Annotated in this window: 27 protein-coding genes and 1 tRNA gene; 15 read left to right on the top strand and 13 right to left on the bottom strand. The window is 60.4% G+C overall.

Annotated features, from left to right (window positions below; all coding sequences use genetic code 11):
- Positions 1–13: 13 nt before the first annotated feature.
- Genes ccoN through ccoP form a run of 4 tightly spaced genes read left to right on the top strand, consistent with a single transcriptional unit; the run spans position 14 to position 3,432 of the window.
- On the top strand, positions 14–1,618 hold the full coding sequence (ccoN, locus tag OLX72_RS04940; RefSeq protein ID WP_114868670.1) for a cytochrome-c oxidase, cbb3-type subunit I: 1,605 nt from the start codon (positions 14–16) through the stop codon (positions 1,616–1,618).
- 14 nt (positions 1,619–1,632) lie between these two features.
- Complete coding sequence (ccoO, locus tag OLX72_RS04935) at positions 1,633–2,358, top strand: cytochrome-c oxidase, cbb3-type subunit II (protein WP_114868671.1); 726 nt, start codon at positions 1,633–1,635, stop codon at positions 2,356–2,358.
- Positions 2,359–2,371: 13 nt separating this feature from the next.
- Positions 2,372–2,563, top strand: a complete 192-nt coding sequence (locus OLX72_RS04930) for a cbb3-type cytochrome c oxidase subunit 3 (RefSeq protein ID WP_114868672.1) — start codon at positions 2,372–2,374, stop codon at positions 2,561–2,563.
- Positions 2,560–3,432 (top strand): cytochrome-c oxidase, cbb3-type subunit III, encoded by an 873-nt coding sequence (ccoP, locus tag OLX72_RS04925; RefSeq protein ID WP_433989945.1) that lies wholly within the window; start codon positions 2,560–2,562, stop codon positions 3,430–3,432. The genes OLX72_RS04930 and ccoP overlap by 4 nt, the downstream gene beginning before the upstream one ends.
- 159 nt (positions 3,433–3,591) lie before the next feature.
- Here ccoP and OLX72_RS04920 read toward each other — a convergent pair whose 3' ends face one another.
- Together OLX72_RS04920 and OLX72_RS04915 are read right to left on the bottom strand one after the other, a co-directional pair.
- Complete coding sequence (locus OLX72_RS04920; protein WP_114868674.1) at positions 3,592–3,849, bottom strand: DUF6552 family protein; 258 nt, start codon at positions 3,847–3,849, stop codon at positions 3,592–3,594.
- A complete protein-coding gene (locus OLX72_RS04915; protein WP_162797873.1) occupies positions 3,849–4,010 on the bottom strand; it encodes a hypothetical protein in 162 nt (53 codons plus the stop codon). Before OLX72_RS04915 ends, OLX72_RS04920 begins: the two co-directional genes overlap by 1 nt.
- Before the next feature lie 101 nt (positions 4,011–4,111).
- Here OLX72_RS04915 and OLX72_RS04910 point away from each other — a divergent pair, with 101 nt between their 5' ends.
- The 5 genes from OLX72_RS04910 (at position 4,112) to ccoS (ending at position 9,375) form a co-directional block, all read left to right on the top strand.
- Positions 4,112–4,990 carry a LysR family transcriptional regulator gene (locus OLX72_RS04910; protein ID WP_114868675.1) on the top strand — a complete coding sequence of 293 codons (879 nt, stop codon included), beginning with the start codon at positions 4,112–4,114 and terminating at the stop codon, positions 4,988–4,990.
- A gap of 137 nt (positions 4,991–5,127) precedes the next feature.
- Positions 5,128–6,561 (top strand): cytochrome c oxidase accessory protein CcoG, encoded by a 1,434-nt coding sequence (gene ccoG / locus OLX72_RS04905; RefSeq protein ID WP_433989944.1) that lies wholly within the window; start codon positions 5,128–5,130, stop codon positions 6,559–6,561.
- A 5-nt stretch (positions 6,562–6,566) separates the two neighbouring features.
- Positions 6,567–7,022 (top strand): FixH family protein, encoded by a 456-nt coding sequence (locus OLX72_RS04900; RefSeq protein WP_114872042.1) that lies wholly within the window; start codon positions 6,567–6,569, stop codon positions 7,020–7,022.
- A gap of 4 nt (positions 7,023–7,026) precedes the next feature.
- Positions 7,027–9,210, top strand: coding sequence for a heavy metal translocating P-type ATPase (locus OLX72_RS04895; RefSeq protein WP_114868677.1), 2,184 nt, complete (start codon positions 7,027–7,029; stop codon positions 9,208–9,210).
- Between the two features lie 6 nt (positions 9,211–9,216).
- Entirely contained in the window at positions 9,217–9,375 is a 159-nt protein-coding gene (gene ccoS / locus OLX72_RS04890) for a cbb3-type cytochrome oxidase assembly protein CcoS (protein WP_114868678.1), read from the top strand.
- A 70-nt stretch (positions 9,376–9,445) separates the two neighbouring features.
- Here ccoS and OLX72_RS04885 read toward each other — a convergent pair whose 3' ends face one another.
- Together OLX72_RS04885 and OLX72_RS04880 are read right to left on the bottom strand one after the other, a co-directional pair.
- The gene (locus OLX72_RS04885) at positions 9,446–10,129 is read right to left on the bottom strand and encodes a fumarylacetoacetate hydrolase family protein (RefSeq protein ID WP_433989943.1); all 684 of its coding nucleotides are present in this window, start codon (positions 10,127–10,129) and stop codon (positions 9,446–9,448) included.
- Positions 10,130–10,217: 88 nt separating this feature from the next.
- A complete protein-coding gene (locus OLX72_RS04880) occupies positions 10,218–11,831 on the bottom strand; it encodes a D-alanyl-D-alanine carboxypeptidase family protein (protein ID WP_433989942.1) in 1,614 nt (537 codons plus the stop codon).
- Between the two features lie 321 nt (positions 11,832–12,152).
- Between OLX72_RS04880 and OLX72_RS04875 the strand changes: the two genes are divergently transcribed.
- On the top strand, positions 12,153–13,172 hold the full coding sequence (locus tag OLX72_RS04875) for an FUSC family protein (protein ID WP_433989941.1): 1,020 nt from the start codon (positions 12,153–12,155) through the stop codon (positions 13,170–13,172).
- On the opposite strand, the gene OLX72_RS04870 is transcribed toward OLX72_RS04875, so the two are convergent.
- On the bottom strand, positions 13,096–13,821 hold the full coding sequence (locus OLX72_RS04870; protein WP_114868682.1) for an HAD family hydrolase: 726 nt from the start codon (positions 13,819–13,821) through the stop codon (positions 13,096–13,098). The two genes, OLX72_RS04875 and OLX72_RS04870, sit on opposite strands and share 77 nt — an antisense overlap.
- Positions 13,822–13,899: 78 nt before the next feature.
- Here OLX72_RS04870 and clpS point away from each other — a divergent pair, with 78 nt between their 5' ends.
- The 4 genes from clpS to hemF are packed head-to-tail and all read left to right on the top strand — an operon-like array spanning position 13,900 to position 17,005.
- Positions 13,900–14,244, top strand: a complete 345-nt coding sequence (clpS, locus tag OLX72_RS04865) for an ATP-dependent Clp protease adapter ClpS (protein ID WP_114868683.1) — start codon at positions 13,900–13,902, stop codon at positions 14,242–14,244.
- A gap of 7 nt (positions 14,245–14,251) precedes the next feature.
- Positions 14,252–15,244 carry a class I SAM-dependent methyltransferase gene (locus tag OLX72_RS04860; RefSeq protein ID WP_433989940.1) on the top strand — a complete coding sequence of 331 codons (993 nt, stop codon included), beginning with the start codon at positions 14,252–14,254 and terminating at the stop codon, positions 15,242–15,244.
- 39 nt (positions 15,245–15,283) lie between these two features.
- Positions 15,284–16,084: an SDR family NAD(P)-dependent oxidoreductase gene (locus OLX72_RS04855; protein ID WP_114868685.1), complete on the top strand. Its 801-nt coding sequence runs from the start codon at positions 15,284–15,286 to the stop codon at positions 16,082–16,084.
- Positions 16,085–16,111: 27 nt separating this feature from the next.
- On the top strand, positions 16,112–17,005 hold the full coding sequence (gene hemF, locus OLX72_RS04850) for an oxygen-dependent coproporphyrinogen oxidase (RefSeq protein ID WP_433989939.1): 894 nt from the start codon (positions 16,112–16,114) through the stop codon (positions 17,003–17,005).
- A gap of 26 nt (positions 17,006–17,031) precedes the next feature.
- Here the strand turns inward: hemF and hemC are convergent, their stop codons facing one another.
- Positions 17,032–17,979: a hydroxymethylbilane synthase gene (gene hemC, locus OLX72_RS04845; protein ID WP_114868687.1), complete on the bottom strand. Its 948-nt coding sequence runs from the start codon at positions 17,977–17,979 to the stop codon at positions 17,032–17,034.
- Positions 17,980–18,085: 106 nt separating this feature from the next.
- Here hemC and hemE point away from each other — a divergent pair, with 106 nt between their 5' ends.
- Positions 18,086–19,120 (top strand): uroporphyrinogen decarboxylase, encoded by a 1,035-nt coding sequence (gene hemE, locus OLX72_RS04840; RefSeq protein ID WP_114872043.1) that lies wholly within the window; start codon positions 18,086–18,088, stop codon positions 19,118–19,120.
- Between the two features lie 18 nt (positions 19,121–19,138).
- Here the strand turns inward: hemE and OLX72_RS04835 are convergent.
- The 7 genes from OLX72_RS04835 to OLX72_RS04805 all read right to left on the bottom strand — a co-directional run bounded on the left by OLX72_RS04835 (position 19,139) and on the right by OLX72_RS04805 (position 25,323).
- Positions 19,139–19,215, bottom strand: a tRNA-Met gene (locus tag OLX72_RS04835).
- A gap of 77 nt (positions 19,216–19,292) precedes the next feature.
- Complete coding sequence (locus OLX72_RS04830; RefSeq protein WP_114868688.1) at positions 19,293–20,045, bottom strand: polysaccharide deacetylase family protein; 753 nt, start codon at positions 20,043–20,045, stop codon at positions 19,293–19,295.
- Entirely contained in the window at positions 20,042–21,181 is a 1,140-nt protein-coding gene (locus OLX72_RS04825; RefSeq protein WP_433989938.1) for a glycosyltransferase family protein, read from the bottom strand. The genes OLX72_RS04830 and OLX72_RS04825 overlap by 4 nt, the downstream gene beginning before the upstream one ends.
- Positions 21,178–21,762: a histidine phosphatase family protein gene (locus OLX72_RS04820; protein ID WP_433989937.1), complete on the bottom strand. Its 585-nt coding sequence runs from the start codon at positions 21,760–21,762 to the stop codon at positions 21,178–21,180. The genes OLX72_RS04825 and OLX72_RS04820 overlap by 4 nt, the downstream gene beginning before the upstream one ends.
- A complete protein-coding gene (locus tag OLX72_RS04815; RefSeq protein WP_433989936.1) occupies positions 21,759–22,847 on the bottom strand; it encodes a glycosyltransferase family 4 protein in 1,089 nt (362 codons plus the stop codon). The genes OLX72_RS04820 and OLX72_RS04815 overlap by 4 nt, the downstream gene beginning before the upstream one ends.
- Positions 22,844–24,094, bottom strand: coding sequence for a glycosyltransferase family 4 protein (locus OLX72_RS04810; protein WP_114868692.1), 1,251 nt, complete (start codon positions 24,092–24,094; stop codon positions 22,844–22,846). The genes OLX72_RS04815 and OLX72_RS04810 overlap by 4 nt, the downstream gene beginning before the upstream one ends.
- On the bottom strand, positions 24,091–25,323 hold the full coding sequence (locus tag OLX72_RS04805; protein WP_433989935.1) for a glycosyltransferase family protein: 1,233 nt from the start codon (positions 25,321–25,323) through the stop codon (positions 24,091–24,093). The genes OLX72_RS04810 and OLX72_RS04805 overlap by 4 nt, the downstream gene beginning before the upstream one ends.
- Positions 25,324–25,331: the final 8 nt, after the last annotated feature.

Genomic DNA, 25,331 nt, shown 5'->3' with positions numbered 1-25,331 from the left:
GAAGGGACGAAGGATGTCGAATTATATCAAGCTTGTAGCGCTTGGTCTGGTCACGCTGTTTGCGATGATCGCGACCAATTATGCGCGCGATGTGGCGTACCAGGTGCACGCCGTTATCATCATGTTGGTGGCAGGCGGTCTGTTTTTGCACACGTTGCGCCAAACCGGCGAAGCGATGGTGCCTGCACCGGCCAACGAATACATGGACGGTGTTGTAAGGGCGGGGGTTATTGCCACGGCACTATGGGGGGTCGTCGGCTTCCTGGTTGGTGTTGTCATTGCCTTTCAGCTAGCCTTTCCGGCGCTTAATCTGGACGTGCTGCAAGGCTATGGCAACTTTGGTCGCCTGCGGCCGCTGCACACGTCAGCGGTTATCTTTGCGTTTGGCGGCAACGCCCTGATCGCAACGTCATTCTTTGTTGTGCAGCGCACCAGCGCGGCGCGGCTTTGGGGCGGCAATCTGGCGTGGTTCGTGTTCTGGGGCTACCAGCTGTTTATCGTGCTGGCCGCAACCGGTTATTTGCTGGGCGGAACCCAATCCAAGGAATATGCAGAGCCTGAATGGTATGTCGATCTGTGGCTGACCATCGTCTGGGTGGCCTATCTGGGCGTGTTCCTGGGCACCCTGGTCAAACGGAAAGAGCCGCATATCTACGTGGCCAACTGGTTCTACCTTGCGTTTATCGTAACGGTGGCGATGCTGCATGTTGTCAACAACATCAGCATTCCGGTGTCGATCTGGGGCTCCAAATCGGTACAGGTGTTCAGCGGCGTGCAGGATGCGATGGTGCAGTGGTGGTATGGCCACAACGCCGTGGGCTTTTTCCTGACAGCCGGCTTTTTGGGTATGATGTACTATTTCGTGCCGAAACAGGCCGAACGCCCGGTGTTCAGTTATAAACTGTCGATCATCCACTTCTGGGCGCTGATCTTCCTTTATATCTGGGCCGGTCCGCACCACCTGCACTACACCGCGTTGCCGGATTGGGCCTCGACCCTTGGTATGGTGTTCTCGATCGTGCTGTGGATGCCCAGCTGGGGTGGTATGATCAACGGCCTGATGACGCTGTCCGGCGCATGGGACAAGCTGCGCACCGATCCGGTGATCCGCATGATGGTGATCTCGATCGGGTTCTACGGCATGTCGACCTTTGAAGGTCCGATGATGTCGATCCGTGCGGTCAACAGCCTGAGCCACTATACAGACTGGACCATCGGTCACGTGCATTCCGGCGCTTTGGGCTGGAACGGTATGATCACCTTTGGCGCGCTGTACTATCTGGTGCCGGTGCTTTGGAAACGCGAGCGTCTCTATTCGCTGTCTCTGGTCAGCTGGCACTTCTGGCTCGCTACAATCGGTATCGTTCTTTACGCGGCGTCGATGTGGGTGACAGGTATCATGGAAGGCCTGATGTGGCGTGAAGTGGATGCCAACGGATTCCTCGTGAACTCGTTCGCCGATACCGTGGCTGCGAAATTCCCGATGTATGTGGTGCGCGGTCTTGGCGGGGTCATGTTCCTCGGTGGGGCGCTGATCATGTGCTATAACTTGTGGATGACTGTGAAAGGCAGCCCGGCCAAAGAGGCCAGCCTGTCCACAGCCGTTCCGGCCGAATAAGGAGGCCAGACAAAATGGCAATTCTCGACAAACATAAAATCCTCGAGACCAACGCGACCCTGTTGCTGATCTTCAGCTTTCTGGTCGTGACCATCGGGGGGATCGTACAGATCGCCCCACTGTTCTGGCTGGAAAACACCATCGAGGAAGTAGAGGGCATGCGCCCCTACACCCCGCTGGAGCTGACCGGTCGCGACATCTATATCCGTGAAGGGTGCTATGTGTGCCACAGCCAGATGATCCGTCCCATGCGGGACGAGGTTGAACGCTATGGTCACTATTCACTGGCGGCGGAATCCATGTACGACCACCCGTTCCAGTGGGGTTCCAAACGGACCGGGCCGGATCTGGCGCGGGTTGGCGGACGTTATTCGGATGACTGGCACGTGGATCACCTGCGTGACCCGCAATCGGTGGTGCCGGAATCCGTGATGCCGAAATACGGCTTCCTCGAGCGCAAGATGATCGAGCCGGAATATGTGGCGGAATTGATGTCGACCCATGCGCTGGTCGGTGTGCCCTATACTGACGAGATGATCGAAAACGCTGCGGCGGATTTCGAGGCCCAGGCCGATCCCGACAGTGACTATGACGGGTTGCAGGAACGGTATGCCAATGCGCAGGTGCGCAATTTCGATGGCAGTGCCGGAATTTCCGAAGCGGATGCGCTGATTGCCTATCTGCAGATGTTGGGCACGCTGGTCGACTTTTCGACCTTCACACCCGAAGCAAGCCGGTAAGGGGGAACAGCCAATGGAAACCTATTCTCTGTTACGCGAATTCGCCGATAGCTGGATGCTTTTGCTGTTGTTCACCGTTTTTGTCGGGGTTGTTATTTGGGTGTTCCGCCCGGGCAGCACCGCCACGTACAAGGACACGGCCAACATCCCCTTCCGTCATGAAGATAAACCCGCCACATCCAAAGAAAAGGAGGCGCGGCCATGAGTAAACCATCCAAAAAATTCGACGACGATCCGGACACCACAGGTCACACTTGGGACGGGATCGAAGAATTCGACAATCCAATGCCGCGCTGGTGGCTGTGGACCTTCTATGCCACGATCATCTGGGGCATCGCATACACCATCGCCTATCCGGCATGGCCGATGGTGTCCAAGGCAACGGCAGGCGTTCTGGGTTATTCCACCCGCGCCGAAGTGGCCAAGGACATCGCAGCGGTGACCGAAGCGAACGAGGCGATCAACACGCGGCTTGCCAGCGTTGATATTGCCGACATTCCCGGCAATCCGGAACTGGAAAACTATGCGATCCAGGCCGGTGGCGCGGTCTTCCGCACGTGGTGCGCACAGTGCCACGGATCGGGCGGCGCAGGGGTTCAGGCATCGGGCTATCCCAACCTGCTGGATGATGAATGGCTTTGGGGTGGCGATATCGAAGCCATCACCACCACGATCCGTCACGGTATCCGCAACGAGGATGACGACGATGCACGCTGGTCGGAAATGCCTGCTTTTGGCGACATTCTGGAGCCTGAAGAGATCGAACAGGTGGTTAACTTTGTGACGTCCATTTCCGGCGGAACGCCGATGGATGCCAGCATGGTCGAAGCCGGCGCTGTGATTTACGAGGACAATTGTTCGTCGTGCCACGGTGAAAACGGCATGGGCGACCGCGAACAGGGCGCGCCCAACCTGACCGACGCCATCTGGCTTTATGGCGGCGATCACGACACGCTGGTTGAAACCGTCGCCTATAGCCGGTTCGGCGTGATGCCGCCCTGGTCGGATCGTCTGAGCGAGGCGCAGATCCGCGCTGTGGCAACCTATGTACACTCTCGCGGGGGCGGCGAATAACGCCCTTGCGATCCTGATACCTGCGGATTGTCCTTCGGCGATCTGCAGGGTCCGGCACCGGCTTTGCGATCTGTTCGCGCGTTTCCTGCAAAGCCGGTGCCGCTTTGCCAGTTCAGACGTTCTGAAATATCGCGGTCCGGTGTTCCGGGCCGCGATGTCTTATGATCCCGCCAGCCCGATCAGCATCGCCGCCAGCGCGACAACATGGATCAGGATGATCGCGCGATCCCGCCACAGGATCCCGACCGAAAGCCATCCGACCAGACCAACGACGAACAGATAGATGTTCATCGGGGTCCATCCGAACGCGGTGGCGGAGTACCCCATGATCTGAACGACAGAGGCCGCCCATTTCAGATAATGGGTAAATGCCGCGCGGCCCGGGCCGGGCCACGCGAGAACCGCGCGCGCCTGCATCAGAGGCTGTCCAGGTCGATTTTCCTGAACGGCGAAACCCACCAGTGTCCGCTGGGCAGCCAGCGGCGTTTGGGGGGTGTGGCCGCTGGGCGTACATCGCGCACGTTTACGGTGTTGGTTCGGGTCGCGGTCATGAAACTTTGGGCATAAATGTTCAGCATTGGATTGATCCTTTTGCAGTGTTTCCTCTGCCCCGATACTTGATCATCCGCTTCAAAAATGCGACTCAGGAAGAATTCTGTTATGTAAGTCAGGATTACATATGAACTGGCGTGAAATGCCACCCCTTTCAGGTTTGCGTGCCTTTGCAGCTTATGCCGAGGCCGGAAACATTACGGCGGCAGGTGATGCACTGAATGTAAGCCATGCTGCTATCAGCCAGCAATTGCGCAATCTGGAAACCCATCTGGGTGCCACGTTGCTGGATCGTTCGGGGCGGGCGCTGGCGATGACGGCGCAGGGGCAGCAGCTGGCCGATGCGCTTGCGTTGGGCTTTGGGGCCATCGAAAGCGCGCTGCGCGACATCACACAGGCTGATCAGGCCCGCCCTGTTCATATCTCTTCGACACCTATGCTGACATCGGCGTGGCTGCTGCCACGCCTATCCGAATTCCGCGCCGCCCATCCTGATATCGATCTGATGCTGAACCCGTCCTCAAAGCTTGTGACGCTGGAACCGGGCGGCATTGATGTGGCGTTGCGCTACGGGGCAGGCACATGGGCGGGGCTCGATTCTGTTCCGCTGTTTGATTCCCCCATGGTGATCGTTGCCGCAGAAAGCCTGATCGCCGGACGCGAGATCAATTACCCTGCGGATCTGGCCGCGTTTCCATGGCTGGACGAATACGGCATTTCCGAAAGCAGCCGCTGGCTGGAATCGCACGGCATATCACCCGACGCGATCAAGGGGCGCATCCAGTTGCCGGGCAATTTCATGCTGGATGGTGCGCGCGACGGGCAGGGGGTGATCGTGACGGTGCAGAAATTCGTGCAGAACGATCTGGACGCGGGGCGTTTGCGGGTCTTGTTTCAGGGCCGTTCCGGCGGCGGATACCATATCGTCACCCGCCCCGGTGTGCTGCGCCCTGCCGTAAAAACCTTTGTAACTTGGCTGCGCCGCCAGGTTGCGGAAACGGGCTAGAGGCCATCGTTACGGGCGCGGGCTGCCCCCTGCGACAAAAGATGACTGTACAATGCGCTTTTTGACCCATGTCAAAGTTGGAATGTCATTCCTATGTGACAAGCATGGCAAGATTCTAACGAACGGGATTCCCTCACGTGAGCAGTACCGACCCCGCCCCCAGCCTTTACGCCGCCCGCGAACCAATTTTTCCAAAGCGGGTTTCGGGCAACTTTCGCAATCTGAAATGGGTGATCATGGCGGTTACTCTGGGCATTTATTACATCACCCCGTGGATTCGCTGGGACAGGGGTGCAACCCTGCCCGATCAGGCGGTTCTGCTGGATATGGCAAACCGCCGGTTCTATTTTTTCTGGATCGAGATCTGGCCGCATGAATTCTATTTCGTCGCCGGCCTTCTGATCATGGCCGGTCTGGGCCTGTTCCTGTTCACATCCGCGCTGGGCCGCGTCTGGTGCGGCTATGCCTGCCCGCAAACGGTGTGGACCGACCTGTTCATGCTGGTCGAACGCTGGATCGAAGGCGACCGCAACGCGCGCCTGCGCCTGCACCGTCAGAAAAAGATGGATTTCCGCAAGTTCCGCCTGAACATGACCAAGTGGATCGCGTGGCTGTTGATTGCGGTTGCGACGGGTGGGGCGTGGGTGTTCTATTTCGCCGACGCGCCCACCCTGTTTGTAGACCTGTTCACGCTGAACGCGCACCCGATTGCCTACACAACCGTGGCATTCCTGACCGCGACAACCTTTTTCTTTGGCGGTTTTGCGCGCGAACAAATCTGTATCTATGCCTGCCCGTGGCCGCGTATTCAGGCAGCGATGATGGACGAAGACACACTTGTCGTGGGCTATCGTCCGTGGCGCGGAGAACCGCGCAAGCATTCCGAAGAGGTCAAGGCCGGCGCGCCGCAGGGGGACTGCATTGACTGCATGGCCTGCGTCAACGTCTGCCCCGTGGGAATCGATATTCGCGACGGTCAGCAGCTAGAGTGTATCACCTGCGCACTGTGCATTGATGCCTGTGACGAAATCATGGAAAAAACCGGCAAGCCGCGCGGCCTGATCGATTACATGGCGCTTAGCGATGAACCGCGCGAACGCGAAGGCCAGCCGCCCAAGAATATCTGGAAACACATCCTACGCCCGCGCACGATCATGTATACCAGCCTCTGGTCGATCGTCGGCTTTGCGTTGGTGTTTGCGCTGTTTATCCGTCAGGATATCGAAATGACAGTGGCCCCCGTACGCAACCCCACCTTTGTGACCCTGTCTGACGGGTCGATCCGCAACACATATGATGTGCGGATTCTGAACAAAAGCGGGACCAGCAGCCAGTACAGTATATTCGTCAAGGGCGACCCCACGTTGCGCGTTCAGCTGGAAGGCACACCTTACGGGTCGGTCGAAGTGGCTGCCGATACACAGAAATTGCAGCGGGTCTATGTGATTTCACCTTCCGGATCGGTACCGACAACATCGGACAGAACCGAATTCCGGTTCTGGGTCGAGGATCTGAGCAACGGGGATCGGGCCTATGCCGATTCCGTCTTTAACGGACAAGCGAGAAACTGATGCAAATGACACGTGAATTCACCGGTCGCCATATGGCCATTGTCGTCGTCTCGGCCTTTACCGTGATCATACTGGTCAACCTCGCACTGGCCTACAGCGCGGTCAAAACCTTTCCCGGGCTCGAGGTCAAAAACTCTTACGTTGCCAGCCAGAATTTCGATGAACGCCGCGATGCGCAAACCGCGCTGGGCTGGGATGTGCGTGCCGATGCCGTCGGCGGGCTGGTTATTCTTGCGATCACCGATGCGTCCGGCGCGCCAGTTCAAGTACAATCGCTTGAGGCGGTTCTGGGTCGCGCCACCCATGTGAAAGACGATGTCTCGCCGGCATTTGAATTTGACGGCACCGCCTATGTTGCGCCGGTCGAACTGGGGGCTGGAAACTGGAACATCCGCATGACAGCAATGGCGCCGGACGGCACGCCGTTTTCGCAGCGCGTTGTCCTGCATGTGAAACGCTAGGAAAATGGCGGCGGTTCTGCAAAGCTCTGGCGCGGCCTGTCCCGGTTGCATCGCGGCCCCCGCCCAGATGGTCGAGGCACCTGTACCCGAAACCGGACGCCTTGCGCTGTCGCTGCCGACAATTCACTGTCAGGCCTGCATTTCCAAGGTCGAACGCGCATTGGATGCCGTGCCGGGTGTGCGCAGCGCGCGGGTGAACCTGACGCTGAAACGCGCGCTGGTGGATGCCGCTCCGGATGTATCGGCAGACGATCTGGTCGCCGTGCTGGATGGTATCGGGTTTGAAGCACACGAGTTGGATACCGCCGCGTTGCAAGCCACCCAGAATGATCGGGCCGGGCGCGAATTGCTGATGCGGCTGGCGGTGGCCGGCTTTGCATCGATGAATGTCATGCTGCTGTCGGTGGCTGTCTGGTCAGGGGCCGAAGACGCCACGCGCGATCTGTTCCACTGGATATCGGCGGCGATCACCCTGCCGGCCATCGCGTTTTGTGGCCAGCCGTTTTTCCGCAACGCATGGGCCGCCCTGTCTGTCGGGCGGCTGAATATGGATGTGCCGATCACGCTGGCGATCCTGCTGGCGCTGGCGACATCGCTTTGGGAAACATCGCTGTCAGGGCATCACGCCTATTTCGATGCGGCCCTGACGCTGACGTTTTTCCTGCTGGCGGGGCGCTATCTGGATCATCGCACACGTGCGGTTGCCCGTTCTGCGGCGCAGGAACTGGCCGCACTAGAAGTGCCGCGCGCTTGGCGCGTTGCCAGTGACGGCACCAGCGCCGAAGTCCAGGTTGCTGAACTGGCGCTGGGTGATCTGGTGCTGGTCCGTCCCGGCGGGCGGATGCCGGTGGACGGGATCATCGAAACCGGACGGTCCGAACTGGACCGCTCCTTGCTGACCGGCGAAACCGTGCCGGTCTTTGCCGAACCCGGCCAAAGCGTCAGCGCCGGCGAGGTGAACCTGACCGGCCCGCTGACCATTCGCGCGACAGCGGTGGGACAGGATACATCGCTGCACCGCATGGCCGATCTGGTCGCCATCGCCGAAAGTGGGCGGTCGCGCTATACCTCTCTGGCGGATGCGGCGGCCAAACTCTACGCGCCGGGTGTTCATATCCTGTCGGCGCTGTCTTTTCTGGGCTGGCTGTTGTGGTCGGGCGATCTGCGCATGGCGCTGAACATCGCGGCGGCTGTTCTGATCATCACCTGCCCCTGCGCGCTGGGCCTTGCCGTGCCGGCCGTCACCACGGCCGCATCGGGGCGACTGTTTCGCAAGGGGTTGCTGATCAAACACGCCACCGCGCTGGAACGTCTGGCCGAGGTGGATGCCGTAGTCTTCGACAAGACCGGCACCCTGACCGAAGGCACGCCGGTGCTGACCAATCTGGATGCAATCGACCCGCAGCACGCAGCCGTTGCACTGGCCCTGGCCGAGGCGTCATCGCATCCGCTGTCAATTGCGCTGGCCCGCGCCGCCCGCGCCGCTGGAATTACCCCCGCCACGCTGACCCGCATTGTCGAAGTGCCGGGCTATGGTACCAAGGCGATGCTGGACGACAAGGTGGTGCGGCTGGGACGCGCCGCATGGGTGGGTGCGGCGCCTGCCGCCGTAACGTCGACCTTCCTGCAGATCGGGGATCAAACGGCTGTGCCCTTCGAATTTTCGGATCGTCCGCGATCCGGCGCGGCATCTGCCGTGGCCGCCCTGCAAAAGGCGGGGCTGGACGTGGTCATGATGTCGGGCGACAGCCCGTTGGCAGTGGAAAATCTGGCCCGGCAACTGGGCATCACAGACTGGCGCGCCGAGGCTTTGCCGCAGGACAAATCCGCCGCCGTTGCCGCGCTAAGCGCGCAGGGCAAGAAGGTCCTGATGGTTGGCGATGGTCTGAACGACACGGCGGCACTGGCTGCCGCGCATGTCTCGATCTCGCCGGCGTCGGCGCTGGATGCGGCGCGCGTGGCGTCAGATATCGTTCTTCTGGGCAGCGATCTTGAGCCGATCGCTGATGCGCTGTCCGTGGCTCGCAAGGCGACAGCGCGCATTCGCGAAAACTTTCGGATTGCAACCCTCTACAATGTCATTGCTGTGCCGATCGCGGTAATCGGGTTGGCCACGCCGCTGGTGGCGGCCTTGGCGATGTCCACATCCTCGATTACAGTGTCGCTCAACGCGTTGCGCTTGCGGTGACAGCTGATGGATGTGCTGACCTTTCTGATCCCGATTTCGCTGATCCTTGGGGCGATCGGCCTCTTGGCCTTTGTCTATACCGTCCGCTCAAACCAGTATGATGACCCCGAAGGTGACAGCCGCCGGATTCTAAGCGACGAATACGACGATCATCCGAAACCCTGAAACAGCGCCATCAGGCTGCTTCTTTTTGCCAGAAATCGGGGCTGCCTGACTGCTGCGGCAGGGCGCGTGATCAAAGGATATGCACGCGCGCCTGCGACAACCCTTCGATTGCCACGGTGCAGGTTTCACCCCGTGCGATGGATCCGACCCCGGCGGGGGTGCCGGTATAGATCAGATCGCCGGTGGCAAGTGTGACCAGAGTGGACAGATACGCGATCACGTCCGGCACGGGCCAGATCATTTCGGCTATATCGGCGTCCTGGCGCAGATCGTCGCCGACATGCGCGGTGATACGGGCCTGTGTCAGATCGCCGGTTTCGCTGCGCGGATGCAGGGCGCCGATGATGGCGGAATTGTCGAACCCCTTGGACATGTCCCACGGGCGACGCGCGGCTTTTGCGGCAGATTGCATATCCCGCCTGGTCAGATCATTGCCTGTGGCGTACCCCCAGACATGGGTCATGGCGTCTGTCACGGCGATGTCGGCACCGCCGGTTCCGATTGCGACCACAAGTTCGGCCTCGTGGTGCAGATCCTCTGTCGCGGGCGGGTAGGGAATGCTGCGCCCCGAAGGGATCACCGCGTCGGCGGGTTTGGTGAAAAAGAAAGGTGGTTCGCGATCCGGGTCGTGACCCATTTCGCGGGCATGTTCCGCATAGTTGCGCCCGACGCAAAACACCCGGCGCACGGCAAACTGTGCGTCGCTGCCGGCAACGGGAACGAGGGTGGGGGCGGGAAAAATCAGATCAGTCATGGCCCAGATATGGCGGGCTTATCTACGCAAGGCAAGCGGGATCAGGGCCGCTTTGGCATTTGGCTGACGTCCCGGTTTCGGCCCGATCTTAGCCCGGACCGACCATAAAGCAGGAAACATTGCGCGCCTGCAATCTGCGGCAGGCCAGATCGGCGCTTTCCTTGGTCATGCCAAGGAAGTTCGCATCAAAGCCCTGTGGCCGCTTCACGACCTTGCGCAGGCTGTCATCAAGCGTGGACATTTCGGCCAGTGCTGTTTTCAGCAACACGCGCTCTGCCTCGTACCGTGTGTTGTAGCGGCCCACATTGATGCCCCAGTGGCGCCCGCCGGATGTCGAGACACGGGTGACAACCTCGGGGTCTGACGACAGGTTGGCAGAGGTGTCGACACTGGCCAGAACAATATCGCTGGGGCGCGCTTCGGGACGCAACGATGTCGTGGCGGCAAGTTCGGTCGCGGTTTTCAGGCTTTCGGCCTTGGTTGCCGCCAATTGCAGGGTTTCCGTTTCGGTCAGGGGGGTCTGAATTGGCTTGGCCTGTTTGGCATTGTCCGCGACGGCCACGGCTACAGCCTGATTTACAGCGCTTGCGGTTGTGGCCGCAGATGCCGGTGCCGGCGTGGCGGGCTTTGTGGACTGAACCTGTGCCAGTGCGGCACCGATCTGATCGCGAATAGCCGCTTCGTCCGCCTGCGCTTCGGCAACCAGAACCGGTTCGGTTGTCGGACGCGCTTGTGGTCTCAGGCTTTTGGGAACGGCCGTCACCAGCCTGATGGTTTTGCCGTAGGCACCGCTGGCAGTGGCGGTGTCGCTTGAACCCGCCGGGTCTTTGGCCTCGGCTATGTAATTCGGGGCGGCCGGTTTGACAGTCTTGGCGCGTGACGGCGCGCGACGAAATCCAAGATCAAGCAGTTCGGCAACTTTGGCGTTGCGTTGTGCGGTGGACTGGCCGCCAAAAACCGTGGCGATGATACGTTCGTTGCCGCGCACGGCGGACGCCACCAGATTGAAACCGGCGGCACGGGTGTAGCCTGTCTTGATGCCGTCAGCGCCTTTGTAGGCGGCCAGCAGGCGGCGGTTTGTGTTCGAAACCTCACGGATGCCCGCATGCGTCGAAGTGCGCGAAAACAGGTTGTAATATTCTGGGTAGTCAAACAGCAGATGGCGCCCCAGCAGCGTCATGTCGCGGGCGGTCGACAGGTGTCCGCTTTCCGTCAGGCCATGTGCGTTCTTGAAAGTGGTGCGTGTCATCCCCATCGCGTGGGCAGTGCGGGTCATGCGGCGGGCGAATTTCGCTTCCGAGCCGGAAATTGCCTCGCCGATGGCGGTGGCGGCATCATTGGCGGATTTCACAGCAGCGGCGCGGATCAGATACCGAAAGGCGATGGTCTGCCCGGATTTGAGGCCAAGTTTGGAGGGGGGTTCGGACGCGGCGTGCGACGAGATCTTGACCTTGGTATCCAACGAAATCTCGCCGTTTCGGACGGCTTCGAACGCGATGTACAGGGTCATCATCTTGGTCAGCGATGCAGGATGCAATCGGGTGTCGGCATTGCGCGAATGCAGCACCTCGCCCGATCTGGCATCAACCACCATGGCCGCATAAGGGGCCGCGGCTACGCTGAGCGGCACGAGTATGAACATCCACAAAGCTGCGAATACGAATAGCCCTACACGGGCCGGCTGGATACGCCGTACCTTCACGATTGAACTGCCTTCTTCTGCCTCATGCCGCCGGTTTTCCGGTCTGGCTTTTGTTATATCGGAAACGCTAGCACAAAGTCGTGTGCAAATAAAGCCTTTGATTCAAATGAATTAGAGGTGGTTTTTGACCTTGATCGCGCAAGATGTAGCGGCATCTGGCATGCCTGCCGCTAGGTGTTTGATTGTGTCAGGAATGTGGCATCCTTGACGATCGCAGGCGCGACACGACTCTTGGATGCGATGGCAGTGGTGGACAGCGGATTACAGCGGGGTCATTCTGCGCCGGATCAGCCAAACAAATCGGGGCGACAGGAACCGACCATGACCCAGGATACCGCAACGCCCAAATCACAAAAGCAGCCCCCGGGCGTGCTGCCCTGGCGTTTGGTGATGATCCCGTTGTTGGTAATGTGCGCGGTGTCGATGGCTGCGGTTTATGCGTTCGGACCGGTCTATGCGGCCGGTGCCGGCGCCGGTGTTGCGCTGGGGTTCTTTGGCACCTTGTTCAGCACAATGCGGAAATCCGCGCTTGGTGTACTGGCCGTTGTGATCGCCACCGCCCCAACGATCTGGTTTCCCGAATGGGTGCGCTTTGCGGTGGTTATTCCCGTGATGGCCGCGTTGGCGGGCAGGGAACTGGCGCAAGACGGCACACGTACATTCGTATTTGCGATCATCAGCTGGATTTTGCTGCTTGGGCCCGCCCTGAACGGGGCCGATGGGGGCATTCTGGTGCTTGTTTTTGTCCTGTCAGCGTGTGTCGGGGCTGGATTGGCAGCAGCGATGGGTGCGCAGGGCAAGGTGCCACCGACCGATGTGGAAAGCGGCTATGCCGTAGCCCATGCGATCGCGCTGGCTATCGGGCTGGCGCTGGCCCTTTGGATTGCGAAACTGTTTGACACCCCGCACACACACTGGATTGCGATGCTGTTTGCCGTGCGTGCGCTGGATCCGCCGGGCCAGCATTTGCACCGCGCAACGCGGCGCGGGTTTGCCACGGTCGTCGGGGCGGGCGCGGCCGGTTTGCTGGTCATTCTGCCGCTATCGGCAGTTGTTTTCAAACTGGTCGGTGCGGCGTTCATGCTGGTTGGTATCCGCTATCTGACCAGCGGCGCGGCGCGATCAACAGCGCTGATGTCGGCGGGGGTTGTGCTGGCCACCGCCCCGACAGCCGAAACCGCGTTGTTCCGGATCGAGGCGGCGGTGATTGCAGCAGCGCTGGTTGTCGGGCTGTTTCTGGTGACCGGTTATATCCGGTCGCTGTTCAGGAACCGCGCAGGTCCGGTGCCTGATGAATCGCTTTCACAAGATCGCCCAACGATCCCAGATCATCCAGAGTGACATATCGGTCTGACCCGACGGGCGGGTCGGCCTTTTCAATTTCCCATTCCAGACCGTGGGGCACAAACACGCCCCAGCCGCCGCTTTCGATTACCGGAAGAACATCCGATTTCATCGAATTACCCACCATCATGGCCCGCGCCGCACCATCGCCGTGGCGCGCAAAGATATCCTGATAAATCTGTGGCGTCTTGTGCGACACGATTTCAACCGCGCTGAACAGGTCGCCCAGACCGGATTGCGCCAGTTTGCGTTCCTGATCCAGCAGATCGCCTTTGGTGATCAGGATCACGCGGTGTCGGTCGGCCATCTGTTCCACAGCTTCGCGTGCGTGGGGCAGCAATTCGATCGGGTGGCGCAGCATCTCGCGGCCCGCCTCCATCAGTTCGGCGATCACCGATGCGGGAACGTTTTCTTCGGTGACTTCGATGGCGGTTTCGATCATCGACAGAACGAACCCTTTGATACCGAATCCGTAGTGCCCGATATTGCGCCGTTCGGCTGCCAGCAGCCGTTCGGCCAGATGATCGGGGTCGGCGTGATCGGCCAGAAGTTCGGCGAACCGCGCCTGCGTCAGGTGGAAAAACCTTTCATTGTGCCAAAGCGTGTCGTCGGCATCAAAGCCGATTGTCGTCAGGGTTTGGCCCATATCGTGTCGCTTCCTCTTTTCTAAATCGCAAGACAAGTTATATAACGATCATTCTACAAGGGGAATCGAGTGCGCAATATGGTGCAATCGCAGATCACAATGGCCGGACAACCGGATGACGGAGACAACGACTTGTCTGTCATTCTGGATGTGCGCCCGAAAACCAAGCGGCCACCGCTGTACAAGGTGATGCTGCTGAACGACGATTATACCCCGATGGAATTTGTCGTGCACGTTCTGGAACGGTTTTTTGGCCTGAACCATGCGCAGGCATTCGAAATTATGCTGACCGTGCACAAGAAAGGCTTGGCAGTGGTTGGCGTGTTCAGCCACGAAATAGCGGAAACCAAGGTCACTCAAGTCATGGATTTCGCACGTCGGCATCAGCATCCGCTGCAATGCACGATGGAAAAAGAAGAATAATCCAACAATGTCCGCACGGTTGACCCTGGCGCTGAACGCGGGCGGCCTTGTGCTGCCTGATACAGGCAAAATTGCCGTCTTTCATCCGCGCGATGCTGCCGATCTGGCGGAATTGACGAAAGCCCGGCTTGTTGTCGTGCAACCCTTCCGCCCGGATTACGATGCGCTTTCAACCGCCGGATACGACTGCCGGGCCGATGGGGCCGACTTGCCGCCATGTGCGGCGTCTCTGGTCTTTCTGCCGCGCGCAAAGGCACTGGCCCGCGCGCTGGTGGCCGGGGCAGCGGCCTGTAGCGACGGCCTGGTGATCGTGGACGGGGCCAAGACCGACGGGATCGACAGCATATTGCGCGACGTAAAGAAGCGCACGACTGTATCGGGGCCACTGTCCAAGGCGCATGGCAAACTTTTCTGGTTTGACGCAAACGCGGCAGACTGGTCGGACTGGGCCGCGCGCCCCGCACAGATCTCAGAAGGTTTTCAAACCTTGCCAGGCGTATTTTCGGCTGACGGGATCGATCCGGCCTCGGCGCTGTTGGCGGCGCAATTGCCCGCGCATCTTGGGGGTGTTGTGGCCGATCTGGGCGCCGGGTGGGGATTTCTGTCGGCACAGGTGCTGTCGCGGGCAGATGTCCGCGCACTGCATCTGGTCGAGGCGGACCAGACAGCTCTGGACTGTGCCGCGCAAAATATCAGTGATGCGCGCGCAGTATTTCACTGGGCTGATGCAACCACATGGCATCCGCCCGAACCGGTGGACTGTGTGGTGATGAACCCGCCCTTTCACACAGACCGGCGGGCAGACCCCGAACTGGGCCGCGCCTTTATTCGCGCGGCGGCCCGCATATTGACGCGGTCGGGCCAGATGTGGATGGTGGCCAACCGGCACCTGCCATACGAGGCCTTGTTGGAAGAGCTGTTTGCAAAGGTCGTCGAAACCGGCGGCGACACACGGTTCAAGATTCTGCACGCCACCAGGCCTACTCGCCGTGGGCGCTGAAACCCGCTACAATCCTACCGCCAAGACGGAGAACACATCATGTCCTTTTCGATAGCCGGCAAAACTGCCATCGTGACCGGGGCCGCCAACGGAATCGGACGTGCCATAGGGCGGCATTTTGCGGATCAGGGCGCGAATGTCATGTTTGCCGATATGGACGACAAGGCACTTGCCGAGGAGTTCGGCGAACAGGATGATGACAGCAACACCCGTTACTTTTCAGGCGATTTGCGCGAAAAGCTGACGATTGCCAATCTGCTGTCTGCCACAATAGATGCGTTCGACCAGATCGACATTCTGGTAAACGCGTCGCGCCAAATGATCCCTTCTGATCCCCTGAACCACGATGATACGTCGGTGGAAACACTGCTTAGCCAGAATCTGATGACGTCGCTGCGGCTGTCCCAGGCTGTGGCAAACCGGATGATAAAACAGTCGGCGGATAAAACCGAAGGGCAGGCCGGGTCAATTATCAATCTGTCTTCCATCGCGGCACGGCGGACCACACCCGAATTGCTGGCCTATTCGGTGTCGACAGCCGCACTTGACCAGATGACGCGCAGCCTGGGCGTGGCGCTGGCACCCCATCGCATTCGGGTAAACGCGATCGCGTTCGGATCGGTGATGAGCGCGTCTTTGCAGGAAACACTGAAGGAAAATTCGGATTATCGTGATGATATCGAAAGCCATACGCCGCTGCACCGGATCGCCGGTCCGGGAGAACTGGTCGATGCGGCGCAGTTTCTGGCCTCGGACGGGTCGGGCTTTATGACCGGCCAGATCATGACAGTGGATGGCGGACGCACCCTGATTGATCCTGTCGCGTCGCCCGCACACTAACGAAAACAACTGAACAGGCCCAAATCTGTGACAGATACATTCACATCCGAAAAAGCCCGCGCCGCGGATTGGTTTCACGATCTGCGCAACCAGATCGTTGCCGCATTTGAAGGGCTGGAATCCAGCCACGATACCGGCCCATTGTCAGATCGGCCTGCCGGTGTGTTCGATGTCAGCCAAACCAGACGGTCGTCAGATGACGGATCGGATGCGGGCGGCGGTTTGATGAGCGTGATGCGCGGCGGTCGCGTCTTTGAAAAGGTCGGCGTCAATATCTCGACTGTATACGGCACCTTGGGCGAACGGGCGCAGGCGGCGATGGCCGCGCGCAAGGGCCTGCCCGGAATGGCCGACGACCCGCGGTTCTGGGCCTCGGGCATATCGCTGGTGGCGCATATGCAAAACCCGCATTGCCCCGCCGTGCACATGAACACCCGGATGTTCTGGACACCGCACGCATGGTGGTTTGGCGGCGGATCCGATCTGAACCCTTGTATCGAATATGACGAGGACACAGCCCATTTTCACGCAACCCAAAAAGCGTATCTTGATCCGCACGGCCAGGATATCTATCCGCGCCTCAAGGCGTGGGCAGACGAGTATTTCTATATTCCCCATCGCAAGCGTGCGCGCGGCGTTGGCGGTATTTTCATGGATGATCATTGCACCGGCGACTGGAACAGCGATTTTGCCTTGACGCAGGATATCGGCCGCGCCTTTTTGCCTGCATTCGTGCCCTTGACCGAAAAGCGCCGCATACAGGACTGGACCGCAGCCGACAAAGAGGCACAGCTGATCCATCGCGGCCTCTATGCGGAATACAATCTTGTCTATGACCGTGGCACCAAATTCGGTCTTGAAACTGGCCACGATGCCAATGCCGTTCTGATGAGCCTGCCGCCGCTGGCCAAATGGGTCTGAGCGACTGAAACCGGGCCCGGCCCTGTTCAGCTGTGCCAGTCGAAAAAACCCGGCCCGGCACGATGCAGAAGACGGGCGGCCATGGCGCGGCCAAGGTCTGCGCCATCTTCTATCGGGGCATCGCCTGCGTCGCTTAACCGGTCGGACCCGTCAGGGCGCAAAACCTCACCGCGCAAATGCACTGTTCCGCCCTGCAACTCTGCCAGTCCGGCAATCGGTGTTTCGCACGATCCATCCAGTGCCGCCAGAAATGCGCGTTCCGCCGCCAGCCGCTGACCGGTGACAGTATCGTGGATCGCGTCAAGCAGCGCAGCGGTGGCGCTGTCGTCCGCGCGCCGTTCGATGCCAATGGCCCCTTGCGCCACGGCGGGCAGCATATCGGATGTGTCAACCGGTGTGGCAGGGACATCAGCACGACCCAAACGGTTCAGACCTGCCATCGCCAGAAACGTACATTCAGCCACGCCGTCAGCCAGTTTTTTAAGGCGGGTTTGCACATTGCCGCGAAATTCGACCACGTTCAGATCGGGGCGCGCGTTCAGCAACTGCGCCTTGCGCCGCAAGCTTGAGGTGCCGACAGTGGCCCCCCGTTCCAGATCGTCCAGCGCGGATTTACTGGCCGAAACGAACCCATCGCGCGGGTCTTCGCGGGGCAGGTACGTGTCCAGCAGCAACCCGTCGGGTTGCAACACCGGCATGTCCTTCATCGAATGGACCGCAATGTCGATCTTGCCAGCAATCAGGTCTTCTTCGATCTCGCGGGTGAACAGCCCCTTGCCGCCGATCTCTTTCAACGGTCGGTCCTGCACCGCATCGCCTGTCACCTTGATGACGACAATGGCAAACGCCTCTTCGGGCAGATCAAACGCGGCCATCAGCCGTGCGCGGGTCTCGTATGCCTGCGCCAGCGCCAGCGGAGAGCCGCGGGTGCCAATTTTCAGCGGTGAATCGGGGCTTGGAAGATTTGAGTTCATCCGCCTTCTTTATTCGCGGCAATTTGACCTGACAACCGTGTGTGGCTTGACAAATTGCCGCTTGGGCGAAACCACAGGGCTGAAATTTGCACATCCGAGGAACGATATGGCCCAGAACAAGACGATCTTGCGCGCCCTTGCGGGGGAAACACAGGCGATCCCGCCGATCTGGATGATGCGGCAGGCGGGCCGTTACCTGCCCGAATACCGCGCCACCCGTGCGCAGGCAGGGGATTTCCTGTCGCTGTGTTACAACAGCGAGCTGGCCGCCGAGGTGACATTGCAGCCGATCCGCCGCTACGGGTTTGATGCGGCGATCCTGTTTGCCGACATTTTGCTGGTACCACAGGCGCTGGGCGCGGATTTGTGGTTTGTCACCGGCGAAGGCCCGCGCCTGTCCACGATCACCACGCAGGCCGATTTTGACAAACTGGGCCCCGCGGACGAGATTGATCCGGTTCTGAACCCGATTTACGAAACGGTGCGTATTCTGTCGCGTGAATTGCCAAAGGAAACCACGTTGATCGGTTTTGCCGGCGCGCCATGGACCGTGGCCACCTATATGATTGCGGGACGCGGTACACCAGATCAGGGGCCTGCGCATGCGCTGCGCGAGGAAAACAACCCCCTGTTCGAAGCGCTGTTGGCGCGGATCACCGAGGCAACGATTCTGTACCTGTCGGCCCAGATCGAAGCGGGTGCCGAGGTCGTGAAAATCTTTGACAGTTGGGCGGGATCGCTGAAAGGCGATGATTTTCGCAAATACGCACTTGAACCCGCGCGCGAGATTACGGCGGCGCTGAAGGCCAGGTATCCGCATATTCCGGTCATCGGCTTCCCGCGCGAGGCCGGGGATAACTATATCGGATTTGCAAAGGCCACGGGCGTGGATTGCGTGGCGCTGGACAATTCCGTGTCGCCCGACTGGGCCGCGCGCAATGTGCAGGTTGATGGCTGTGTGCAGGGCAATCTTGCATCCTATCACATGGTCAGCGGTGGCCAGCCCCTGATCGACGACACCCGCGCGATTGTGAAAGCGTTTTCAAACGGCCCGCATATCTTCAATCTGGGCCATGGCATCACGCCGGATGCCGATCCGGACAACGTGCAACTGATGATCGACACGGTTCGGGCCGGGTAAGTAAAGTCGGGGAATGTATGGTGGCGTGAGGTGGACTTGAACCACCGACCCCAGCATTATGAGTGCTGTGCTCTAACCAGCTGAGCTACCACGCCATACACTGGCGCTGCGATACGAAACCGGCGGCGCGGAGTCAAATAGAAAACGGCAGTTTTTTTGCCCGACAGGCAGGTTATTGCGGCCTGTGATCCGCGCGGAAAAGATCGACCGGCCCCTGGCTGATCTCTTCGATAAACTGCGCGGTGAAATCCCACACATCTTCGGTGTGCACCAGATGGTGTGTCAGCAGCCCCAAGGGTTCGGATGCATCGGCGTCGCCGGTTCTGCGGTCACGCAATCGGGCGACCAGACCGGCAATCACAATGTCCGGCGCGATCTGGCCGCGTGTTCCGCGCCAGTCGATCGGGTCAAGATGGGTGTTGATCTGGGTCAGGTACGGCACTGGTTGCGCCGTTTTGCGCGGCGTGAAGGTGGACACCATGTCAAACCCAGCCGAAACCAGATCGGGATAAAGATCAGGCGCAATCCGGTTCCACGGCGGGACGAACATGGGCGCAAGCCGCGTGCCGAACAGGTCACGGGCCGTACTGATGGCCAGTTGGATGTCGTGGCGCGCACGGGGCACAGCCGTGCCGAATTCCGATTTCTTGGCATCAGGCAGGGCGTGGTTTTCATGGGCCCATCCATGCACCACAGGGATAAGCGGCGCATTATCGGCAACAAACGCCGCCAGATCGGGTGTGGCAGGGCGCGGAACGACAGCCAGATGAACGGGCATACTTGTCCGCGCAGACAGCTTTGTCAGACGTGACAGCGCGGGCGTCGGTGCCACGGCATCATCATCGCGCCACCAGACCGGAAGGCGCAGCCCCCGTGCCTGCCATTCGGCCAGTTCTGTGCGCAGATCGGACCAGTCGATATTCATCGGCGTCTCCGTTGCAAGCTGACCGCGATGTCAACCGAGCGTTGCGCGCCATCAAAGTGGAGGTCAAGCCCCGCAGGTCTGCGGTGGCCTTTGGTGGCCGTCACGGCCTTTATCAGGATGTCGGGTGACAGGTCTGATGTTTTCACAGCATAGATGCCGTCAAGACGCGTCAGGCTTTGGGCGCGAAGGGTCTGTTCCACTTCGCCCCCATCATCAAACGGCACAAGAACCGCAGGACAGCCCGATTGCAGCACGTCCAGCGCGGTATTGTAGCCGCACATCGTGACTGCGCAGTCGGCATGATACAGCAACTGGCGGAAATCGGGGCGCACGGGTTCGACAATCGCGTTGCCACCCGACAGTTCCAGAAGGCGCGCGATGCGCGGTTCCGGATGCGCGCCGCCGACCAACAGACGCCATGTGGCCCCATTGGACTGACGCGCTGCACCTGCGGCGGCCTCAAACAAAGCATCGCCAACCGATCCGGCTCCGGCGGCGACAATCACCTCGCCCTGTCCGGCACACTCGGGGTGCGGGCCGGCGGCGGGCGGGGCGACATAGCCTGTATAGTGCAGCCTCTCTTGCAACCGGTCGGACACCGGCCAGCTTTGATCCAGCACCGTGCTGCGCTTGTCCGAATGCACCAGCACGCCGTCGTAATATCGATCGATCACCTCATCGGCAGCGGTGGCCCGTTCCGGTTTGGACGGCGGCGCAAGTATGTCGCGCACCGACGCCAGAACAAGCGGACGGTGCGGCAAAGAATGTGCCGCCTGCAACAAGGCCTGAAATTCGTGGCGCAACACGCGCCGCCCAAACGGGTATAGTTCGGTGATCAGAATATCGGGCTGCATTTTTTCCAGTGTTTCAAGCAGCACGGCCCGGCGCGATTGATAATCCGCCTCGGTCACTGGCGCGCCGTCTTTCGTCAGCAGGTGCGAAAAGTTTGTCCCGTCCGAATGCAGCGCGCGCAGTTGTACCATATCCACGCCCCTTGTGTCGAAATGTGGCACAGGCCGGCCGCCGGACACCAGCGTTGTGTCATGCCCCCGCGCTGCAAAGGCCCACGCAAGGGTGAGTGCGCGGCTTAAATGCCCTGCGCCCAACAGGTGGGTGACAACCACCATCACCTTCATGGCGTACGGTCCGGCAGCCGGACAATTGCGGGATCGGACACTTTCATTTCGGGGCCAAGTTCGATCACGAACAACCGGTTGCGTTTGATCTGGAACGGGGCAGGTCCGGAAAAATCCCATCCGGTGGCGCGGGCCAGCAAAACGCGCATGATGCCGATATGGCAAACCGCGATGCTGTCGCGGTGCAGGGTTTGCAGCCAGGGGCGCAGACGATGCCAGACCTCCAGCGGGGATTCTCCGCCCGGCGGGCGATAATCCCAGCCCCAGTCTTCGATATCGCGAAAGCCGCTGGCCGGATCGGCACGCAGATCAATGCCTTTCAGACCTTCCCAATCGCCCCAGTTCATTTCGATCAGCGCGGGGGACGTGCGCGGCGCGCGCCCCGCCACCAGTTGCGCCGTATCGGCTGCGCGCAACAGCGGGCTGGACCACAGATCGGCATCCTGCCATCCGTCCGGCAGGCACAAGGCGGCAAGAGCGTTGGCGGCTTCGGGATCCAGCGCGATATCACTGCGGCCCTGAATACGGCCGGCGCGGTTCCACGGGGTGTGACCGTGGCGCAAAAGGGCCAGGCGGGTCATGGTGTTACTCCGATCAGGGGACAGATGGCGCGGGTCAGCGCATCGGTCGCGGCCGGTTGCAAATGCTGGGTCTGAACGGCTGCGCGCCCGGCTGCGCCCAGAGTGGCCCTGTGCGCGGGATCACCCAGCAGGCGGTCGATTGCAGCGGCGAAATCCTGAACATGCGCCGGATCGCACAGGATACCGCCATGCACCACATCGCGCACGCCGTTGCGATCCTGGGCAACAATCGGCAGACCGTGGGCCTGCGCTTCAAGATAGGTCATGCCGAACGCTTCGTTCACGCCGGGCCAGACCAGCAGCGTGGCGCTGTCATAATGCCGGGCCAGTTCATCTGCGTCCAACTGTCCAGTGAAACGGACGCGCGGCCCGAAAGGGGCGAATGCCGCCTCGATCCCGGCGCGGGCGGGGCCAGCGCCGACGATGGTCAACCGCCAGTCCGGTGTTTTCAACTGACCTGCGGCATCGGCAATAATTTGATAAGACGCCAGTTTATCACCCGCCCGCATCATACCGACGCACAGCAGATTGTTATCCAGACGGGGTCCGCCCTGTGCGACAGGCAGATCGGTTTGCGGCAGAAATGGCGCCAGCGGCAGAATGGTTTGATTTGGTGTCTGGTGTTTCATCAGGGTTTCGCGGTCGTGTGTTGTCATGTGAAACACAAGATCGGCCTGATCACACGCGGCCTCGGCCTGTTTAGCAAAGGCTGCCCATGGCCCGGTCAGTCGTTTGTGCGCGCGGCTGGCTTCGATCTGGATATAGGGAATGGACAGGCTGGCACAGATCGCGGGGCCGATCAGATCGGGGGCTTTGTAATAGTTGTGATATGTCACCCATGCGCGCCAGCCGCATTGCGGCGCAATCGCAAGCAACCGTTCGATTTCCTGCTGTGCCTTGGCTTGCAGATCGGTCTGCACCGTTGGATCGCCAGAGCGATCCAGACTGCGCAGTTGCGACACAAGGTCGGTTTTGAACGGGCCGGCATCCAGCGCCTGCATCACGGCCCGCGCCATCGCGCGGTCGCCCGACGGAACCGGATGGCGCGGGGATTTCAGCGGGGCATAAAACGCGATCGGGATCATGGGGTGGCCGATGCGCCCATTTCGGTCAGGCGGCGAGAGAGTTGTGCAACTCCGGGATCAACCGCGAAATCGGATGTCAGACGGTCCAGCGCGGCCTGCGCCATGCGGGCGGCGTTTTCGGGGTCTTCGACAATCGTCATTATTGCCTGTGCCAAAGCGGCAGGTGTATCATCCGTCAGGATACCATGCGCGCCATTGTCGATGAATTCAGGGATCGCGGACACTGCCGTTGATATGATCGGCAGGCGTTGTGATGCGGCTTCCATCAGAACATTGGGCAGACCGTCGCGGTCGCCATCGTCGGCAATGCGGCTTGGCAGAACAAACAGATCGGCGGCGCGCATCGCCTCGATCACTTGCGGCTGGTTGCAGGCACCGCGCCAGTCGATCCGGTCGGCGATGCCCAGATCTGCGGCCTGCTTGGCCAGCGTATCCTTAAGCCCGCCGCCCCCGATATGGATCCAGCGCCAGTTCAGATCTAGGGGCAACAGGGCCAATGCAGCGATCAGCCTGTCGAACCCCTTTTTTTCAACCAGCCGCCCGACCGACAAAAGGGTCAGGGGATCGGACTTGCCGCGCAGCTTACGCGCGGGCGGTGCGGGGAAGCGCGACAGATCCAGCCCGTGATAGACCAGATCAATGCGCGCCGGATCGCTGGACAGGGCGCGCAGATGCCGGGCACCATAAGCAGTGCAGGTGGCGCCAAATTCGGCGCCCGTCGGCGGAGCGTCCAGTTTTTCGCGCAATTCCCATTCCGGTGATGTCCAGATGTCTTTGGCATGGGCCGAAAACCCCCACGGATCACCCCGCAGGATCGCGCAATAGCGCGCCACAGATGACGGGGTGTGCAGGAAGTGGGCATAAAACGCCGTTGCCTCGGGGGGCAGTTCGGTGGCCAGAACGCAGGCCTGTCCAAAGCGGCGGATGCGGTTGCGTGTCCGGTCGCGGGCAAAATCGGCCTTCCAGATGGAAAAAGCGGTCGCAAATCCGGGCAGATGGCGCGCGGCCAGCAAGGCGGCTGTCACGCGCTTTGGCTCCTGATGCAGATATTCCGGCAGGTAATACACGGGTGCGGTGATTTGATCGTGCAGCGGGTGGCGTTTTTTGTCGGTTGGATGACGCAGCGACCAGATGTCGAACCGGTGGCCTGCGGCCTCAAGCGCGGCCAGTTCCTGCGCGATAAAGGTTTCCGACAGGCGCGGCCAACCCTTGACCACAATGGCCAGTTTGCGGGCGGATGATGTCATTCTGCGGCGGGAACCGTCGGTTTGGTTGCCATAAGGGCGCGGGCGCGATCCACGACAACGTCCAACCCGTCCAGCAGGCCGGGAATATAGCTTTGTGACGGCAGTTTCTGGAACGGCAGGTTGCGGATTGCGTGGATCATGGATTGCGGGGTCAATTGGCCCTGATCTTCGTCCAGCATCTGCACCAGACCCAGCGCCTTGCCACGGCTGGCGCGGATATGCTGTTCGCGGCGCGGCACGGTGCGCGGCACAATCACGGCGCGCTGGTCAAAAGACAGCACCTCGCAGAATGTGTTGTAGCCGCCCATGCAGACAACGCCCTGCGCCCCTGCAAACAGCGTTTCGATCTGGGATTCAAAGCCGACGGCACGCACCCGACCGTTCAGGTTGCGCACCCGCCGTTCAAACAGTTCGCGCGTGTCGCCCGACAGGAACGGCCCGTAGACCAGCACCGCCATCGGCGACAGGTCTGGATCCTGTTCATAGGCAGAGAGCACCAGATTGACCATCGCCTGCCCGTCACCACCACCACCCGGTGTCACCAGAATATAGGGCGCGTCCAGCGCAGGCGCGTCGACATGAACCTCGCGGCGCAGATATCCGGTATAGGTCATGCGCGCGCGGGTTTCTTCGTTCAGATCAAGGCCGCTGGTCGGATCATAGAACGACCGCAGGCCATAAACCCAGATTTCATCGTAAAAACGCTCTGTCGCGTCGATGCCGCCTTTGCGGTCCCATTCGGTTCCCATGATCTCGGGGCTGTCCAGAACATCGCGCAGGCCCAGCACCAGCTTGGTTGTGCCGCGGTCTTTCAGCATTTGCAGAGTTGGCAAAACCTCGCCCCGAAAGCCGGTGGGTTCCTTGTCAACGATCAGCAGATCGGGCTGATACTGTTCGGCGGCCGATTTGATCAGGCCGGCACGCATGGCCGTAGTCTGATCAATGCCCATATCCAGCGATTGCGATACATAGGATCCGTCGGCCTGTTTGGTCACACCCGGCAGGCGCACATGATCCACCCGTTCGGGAAATGCGAATCGCCCCGCCACCGGTGATCCGGTCAGGATGATGGCGGTTGCGTGCGGATCGGCAGAGGTGATGGCTGTGGCCAGGGCCCGTGACCGGCGCAGATGGCCCAGACCGAACGTATCATGGCTATATAGCAGAACCCGCCGCGATTTCTGCGGTTGTGTGCTTAGGCAGGTCGGCGACAGGGCGGCAATATCCATAGCTATTC

The organism is Sulfitobacter sp. TBRI5 (assembly GCF_051013555.1).
Taxonomy (GTDB): Bacteria; Pseudomonadota; Alphaproteobacteria; order Rhodobacterales; family Rhodobacteraceae; genus JL08.
This window is presented reverse-complemented; position numbering and strand designations above follow the sequence as displayed.

What these genes read in the sequence shown, in the direction of transcription:
- ccoN (WP_114868670.1), top strand. Translation starts at nt 14, where the DNA reads ATGTCGAATTATATCAAGCTTGTAGCGCTTGGTCTGGTCACGCTGTTT.
- ccoO (WP_114868671.1), top strand. Translation starts at nt 1,633, where the DNA reads ATGGCAATTCTCGACAAACATAAAATCCTCGAGACCAACGCGACCCTG.
- OLX72_RS04930 (WP_114868672.1), top strand. Translation starts at nt 2,372, where the DNA reads ATGGAAACCTATTCTCTGTTACGCGAATTCGCCGATAGCTGGATGCTT.
- ccoP (WP_433989945.1), top strand. Translation starts at nt 2,560, where the DNA reads ATGAGTAAACCATCCAAAAAATTCGACGACGATCCGGACACCACAGGT.
- OLX72_RS04920 (WP_114868674.1), bottom strand. Translation starts at nt 3,849, where the DNA reads ATGCAGGCGCGCGCGGTTCTCGCGTGGCCCGGCCCGGGCCGCGCGGCA.
- OLX72_RS04915 (WP_162797873.1), bottom strand. Translation starts at nt 4,010, where the DNA reads ATGCTGAACATTTATGCCCAAAGTTTCATGACCGCGACCCGAACCAAC.
- OLX72_RS04910 (WP_114868675.1), top strand. Translation starts at nt 4,112, where the DNA reads ATGAACTGGCGTGAAATGCCACCCCTTTCAGGTTTGCGTGCCTTTGCA.
- OLX72_RS04900 (WP_114872042.1), top strand. Translation starts at nt 6,567, where the DNA reads ATGACACGTGAATTCACCGGTCGCCATATGGCCATTGTCGTCGTCTCG.
- OLX72_RS04895 (WP_114868677.1), top strand. Translation starts at nt 7,027, where the DNA reads ATGGCGGCGGTTCTGCAAAGCTCTGGCGCGGCCTGTCCCGGTTGCATC.
- ccoS (WP_114868678.1), top strand. Translation starts at nt 9,217, where the DNA reads ATGGATGTGCTGACCTTTCTGATCCCGATTTCGCTGATCCTTGGGGCG.
- OLX72_RS04885 (WP_433989943.1), bottom strand. Translation starts at nt 10,129, where the DNA reads ATGACTGATCTGATTTTTCCCGCCCCCACCCTCGTTCCCGTTGCCGGC.
- OLX72_RS04875 (WP_433989941.1), top strand. Translation starts at nt 12,153, where the DNA reads ATGACCCAGGATACCGCAACGCCCAAATCACAAAAGCAGCCCCCGGGC.
- OLX72_RS04870 (WP_114868682.1), bottom strand. Translation starts at nt 13,821, where the DNA reads ATGGGCCAAACCCTGACGACAATCGGCTTTGATGCCGACGACACGCTT.
- clpS (WP_114868683.1), top strand. Translation starts at nt 13,900, where the DNA reads ATGGTGCAATCGCAGATCACAATGGCCGGACAACCGGATGACGGAGAC.
- OLX72_RS04860 (WP_433989940.1), top strand. Translation starts at nt 14,252, where the DNA reads ATGTCCGCACGGTTGACCCTGGCGCTGAACGCGGGCGGCCTTGTGCTG.
- OLX72_RS04855 (WP_114868685.1), top strand. Translation starts at nt 15,284, where the DNA reads ATGTCCTTTTCGATAGCCGGCAAAACTGCCATCGTGACCGGGGCCGCC.
- hemC (WP_114868687.1), bottom strand. Translation starts at nt 17,979, where the DNA reads ATGAACTCAAATCTTCCAAGCCCCGATTCACCGCTGAAAATTGGCACC.
- hemE (WP_114872043.1), top strand. Translation starts at nt 18,086, where the DNA reads ATGGCCCAGAACAAGACGATCTTGCGCGCCCTTGCGGGGGAAACACAG.
- OLX72_RS04830 (WP_114868688.1), bottom strand. Translation starts at nt 20,045, where the DNA reads ATGAATATCGACTGGTCCGATCTGCGCACAGAACTGGCCGAATGGCAG.
- OLX72_RS04825 (WP_433989938.1), bottom strand. Translation starts at nt 21,181, where the DNA reads ATGAAGGTGATGGTGGTTGTCACCCACCTGTTGGGCGCAGGGCATTTA.
- OLX72_RS04820 (WP_433989937.1), bottom strand. Translation starts at nt 21,762, where the DNA reads ATGACCCGCCTGGCCCTTTTGCGCCACGGTCACACCCCGTGGAACCGC.
- OLX72_RS04815 (WP_433989936.1), bottom strand. Translation starts at nt 22,847, where the DNA reads ATGATCCCGATCGCGTTTTATGCCCCGCTGAAATCCCCGCGCCATCCG.
- OLX72_RS04810 (WP_114868692.1), bottom strand. Translation starts at nt 24,094, where the DNA reads ATGACATCATCCGCCCGCAAACTGGCCATTGTGGTCAAGGGTTGGCCG.
- OLX72_RS04805 (WP_433989935.1), bottom strand. Translation starts at nt 25,323, where the DNA reads ATGGATATTGCCGCCCTGTCGCCGACCTGCCTAAGCACACAACCGCAG.